This window comes from Streptomyces sp. NRRL B-24572 (assembly GCF_002156145.1).
Taxonomy (GTDB): domain Bacteria; phylum Actinomycetota; class Actinomycetes; order Streptomycetales; family Streptomycetaceae; genus Streptomyces; species Streptomyces vietnamensis.
The window spans coordinates 1-3265 of sequence record NZ_MWIG01000535.1 but is presented as its reverse complement, the minus strand read 5'-3'; the positions used below and the strand labels follow the sequence as shown (position 1 = coordinate 3265).

At 70.5% G+C, this 3265-nt stretch carries 4 protein-coding genes; 2 read left to right on the top strand and 2 right to left on the bottom strand.

What is annotated here, in order from left to right; all coding sequences use genetic code 11:
• Both CCN56_RS29125 and CCN56_RS29120 read right to left on the bottom strand, forming a co-directional pair.
• On the bottom strand, positions 1-646 hold a 646-nt coding region (locus tag CCN56_RS29125; protein ID WP_143664656.1), incomplete at its 3' end, for a MoxR family ATPase.
• 123 nt (positions 647-769) lie between these two features.
• Entirely contained in the window at positions 770-1309 is a 540-nt protein-coding gene (locus CCN56_RS29120; RefSeq protein WP_179200023.1) for a carbonic anhydrase, read from the bottom strand.
• A 278-nt stretch (positions 1310-1587) separates the two neighbouring features.
• On the opposite strand from CCN56_RS29120, the gene rsmH reads away from it, so the two are divergent.
• Both rsmH and CCN56_RS29110 read left to right on the top strand, forming a co-directional pair.
• Entirely contained in the window at positions 1588-2544 is a 957-nt protein-coding gene (gene rsmH, locus CCN56_RS29115; protein WP_086830954.1) for a 16S rRNA (cytosine(1402)-N(4))-methyltransferase RsmH, read from the top strand.
• Entirely contained in the window at positions 2541-3158 is a 618-nt protein-coding gene (locus CCN56_RS29110; protein WP_086830953.1) for a septum formation initiator family protein, read from the top strand. Before rsmH ends, CCN56_RS29110 begins: the two co-directional genes overlap by 4 nt.
• The last annotated feature ends 107 nt before the right edge of the window (positions 3159-3265 follow it).

Genomic DNA, 3265 nt, shown 5'->3' with positions numbered 1-3265 from the left:
TGAGGACGTCGTGGGCGTGGGCGACCGGCTGGAGGTCGTCGAGCGGGGAGACCGAGCCGTGCACGTCGAGCATCTGGAGCTCGGCCTCGGCGCTCGGGTAGCCGATGGAGACCCGGGCCATGAAGCGGTCGCGCTGGGCCTCGGGCAGCGGGTAGGTGCCCTCCATCTCGACCGGGTTCTGGGTGGCGACGACCATGAACGGGCTGGGCAGCTCGTACGTCTGGCCGTCGACCGTGACCTGGCGCTCCTCCATGGACTCGAGGAGCGCGGACTGGGTCTTCGGCGAGGCGCGGTTGATCTCGTCGCCGATCACGATCTGGGCGAAGATCGCGCCCGGCTTGAACTCGAAGTCCCGGCGCTGCTGGTCGAAGATCGACACGCCGGTGACGTCCGAGGGCAGCAGGTCGGGCGTGAACTGGATGCGGCGCACCGAGCAGTCGATGGACCGGGCCAGCGTCTTGGCGAGCATGGTCTTGCCGACGCCGGGGACATCCTCGATGAGGAGGTGTCCCTCGGCGAGCAAGACGGTCAGCGAAAGCCGTACGACCTCGGGCTTGCCCTCGATCACGCTCTCCACCGATCGGCGGACTCGCTCCACAGTGGTGGTCAGATCAGCGAGGCTCGCTCGATCGTCATAGGTCGTCACCCCGGCCCTCCTCGGCCTTTCGGAACTGTCGTCCGAGCATTGTTGTTGCCGTGGCCGGACCTGTCACTTGCATGCGGACAAGTACAGGGGAAATGCCAGGGTTTGGCGGTTTAAGTTGCTGGTTTAAGACGGGTCGATCTCGCGCAGGAGGCCGGTCGTCACGTCGAAGACGAAGCCGCGGACGTCGTCGGAGTGCAGCAGGAAGGGGGAGGTCCGGACCCGCTGCATCGACTGCCGGACGTCCTGGTCGACATCGCGGAAGGCCTCCACCGCCCAGGCCGGGCGCTGGCCGACCTCGTCCTCCAGCTCGTGCCGGAAGTCCTCGGTGAGGGATTCGAGACCGCAGTTCGTGTGGTGCACCAGCATCACGCTGCGGGTGCCGAGGGCCCGCTGGCTGATGGTGAGCGAGCGGATCACGTCGTCGGTGACCACGCCGCCCGCGTTGCGGATGGTGTGGCAGTCGCCGAGTTCGAGGCCGAGGGCCGCGTGCAGGTCGAGCCGGGCGTCCATGCAGGCGACGACGGCGACGTGCAGCACGGGCCGCGCGTCCATTCCCGGGTCGGTGAACTCGGCGGCGTAGCGTTCGTTGGCCTCGACGAGACGGTCGGTGACCGTGGGGCCGGTGCGTATGGCGTCGGCGGAGGGGTGCGCGGAGGTCGACATGGTTCCGACGGTAATGGTCACGCCCCTTTCCGGCCCGCTGTGAGAGGGGACAAAGAACATCAATGAGTCTTGTTGTGAGCTAATCCACAGATGGGGGCTCTCCGGGTCGCGCGGCACGCCAGTCGGTTGATTGACCGGCGCGTCCCGTGGACTAAAGTGACGCGAAGTTCACGGAGACAACGAGCGATTTCCGCGGTTTCTCCCCCGTGTGTGCGGCGGTACCTACGGCTCGGCCTCTCCCGCGGTACGTGCCTCCGCGCCGGATCTGAGAGGGCGCATTGAGCAACGACCGACACGTCCCGGTGATGCTCCAGCGGTGCCTGGACATGTTGGCCCCCGCCCTGGAGCGCCCCGGAGCGGTCGTCGTCGACTGCACCCTGGGCCTCGGCGGCCACAGCGAGGCCCTCCTGCAGCGGTTCCCCGAGGTGCGGCTCGTCGCCCTCGACCGCGACAAGGAGGCCCTGCGGCTCTCCGGCGAGCGGCTCGCCCCGTACGGCGACCGGGCCACCCTCGTCCACGCCGTGTACGACGAGCTGCCCGAGGTCCTCGACCGGCTCGGCATCCCCGAGGTGGACGGAGTCCTCTTCGACCTGGGCGTCTCCTCCATGCAGCTGGACGAGGCCGACCGCGGCTTCGCCTACGCCCAGGACGCCCCGCTCGACATGCGCATGGACCAGACGACCGGCATCAGCGCGGCCGAGGTCCTCAACACCTACCCGGCGGGCGAGCTGGTCAGGATCCTGCGCGCGTACGGCGAGGAGAAGCAGGCCAAGCGGATCGTCTCCGCGATCGTGCGCGAGCGCGACAAGGAGCCCTTCACCAACAGCGCCCGGCTCGTCGAGCTCATCCGCGACGCCCTGCCCCAGGCGGCCAAGCGCACCGGCGGCAACCCGGCCAAGCGGACCTTCCAGGCCCTGCGCATCGAGGTCAACCACGAGCTCGACAGCGTCGAGAAGGCCATCCCGGCGGCCGTGAAGGCCCTCGCCGTCGGCGGCCGGGTCGTCGTCCTTTCGTACCAGTCCCTGGAGGACCGGATCGTCAAGGGCGTCTTCGCGGCCGGCGCGGCGACCACCGCGCCGCCCGGCCTCCCGGTCGTCCCCGAGAAGTACCAGCCCCGGCTGAAGCTGCTCACCCGTGGTGCCGAGCTGCCCACCGAGGAGGAGGTCGCCGAGAACCGGCGCGCCGCCCCCGCCCGGCTCCGGGGCGTCGAGCGCATCCGGAAAGACGTCCCGTGAGCACGGCGAAGGGGCCCCTCAAAGGGCGGGCCGCGCGGCTCGGCCGGCTCATGCCGTCCGGGCCGAGCTCGGCCGCCCGCACCCCCTTCGTCCTGCTCGTCTTCGTGCTGCTCGGCGGCGGCCTCATCTCCCTGCTCCTGTTGAACTCGGCCCTCAACCAGGGCTCCTTCAAGCTGAACGAGCTCAAGGTCAAGACCACCGAGCTCACCGACGAGGAGCAGGCGCTCCAGCGGGACGTCGACGACTACGCGGCCCCCGACGCCCTGGAGCGGCGGGCCCGTGAACTCGGCATGGTCCCGGGCGGCAGCCCCGCCTTCCTGGGCCCGGACGGCAAGGTCCTGGGCGAACCCTCGGTGGCGGTCGCCCCCAAGCCGACCCCGAAACCCGAGCCGAAGCCGAAGCGCCCGACGAACACCGGTACTCCCGGGAGTACGGCCGCACGGACCGGCACGGCGACGGCCCCCCGTACTTCCGGCAGCGCCACAAGCACACCCCAGGCCACGAACACCGATACGGGCTCGACCGGCTCAGCCCCCACCAGCCCGGGCCCCACCGGCATCGGCCAGGCACGGACAACGCCAGTACCCGCACCGACTGAACCCTTCGGCAGGTGACCGAGCAGTGCCCCCCAAGGAGCCCCCGCGCCGTCGCGTCCCCGGTCCCGCGCGGCCCGCGCGCCCCCGGCCCGCCCCCGCCGGAGCCCTTACGCCCGGTTCACTGC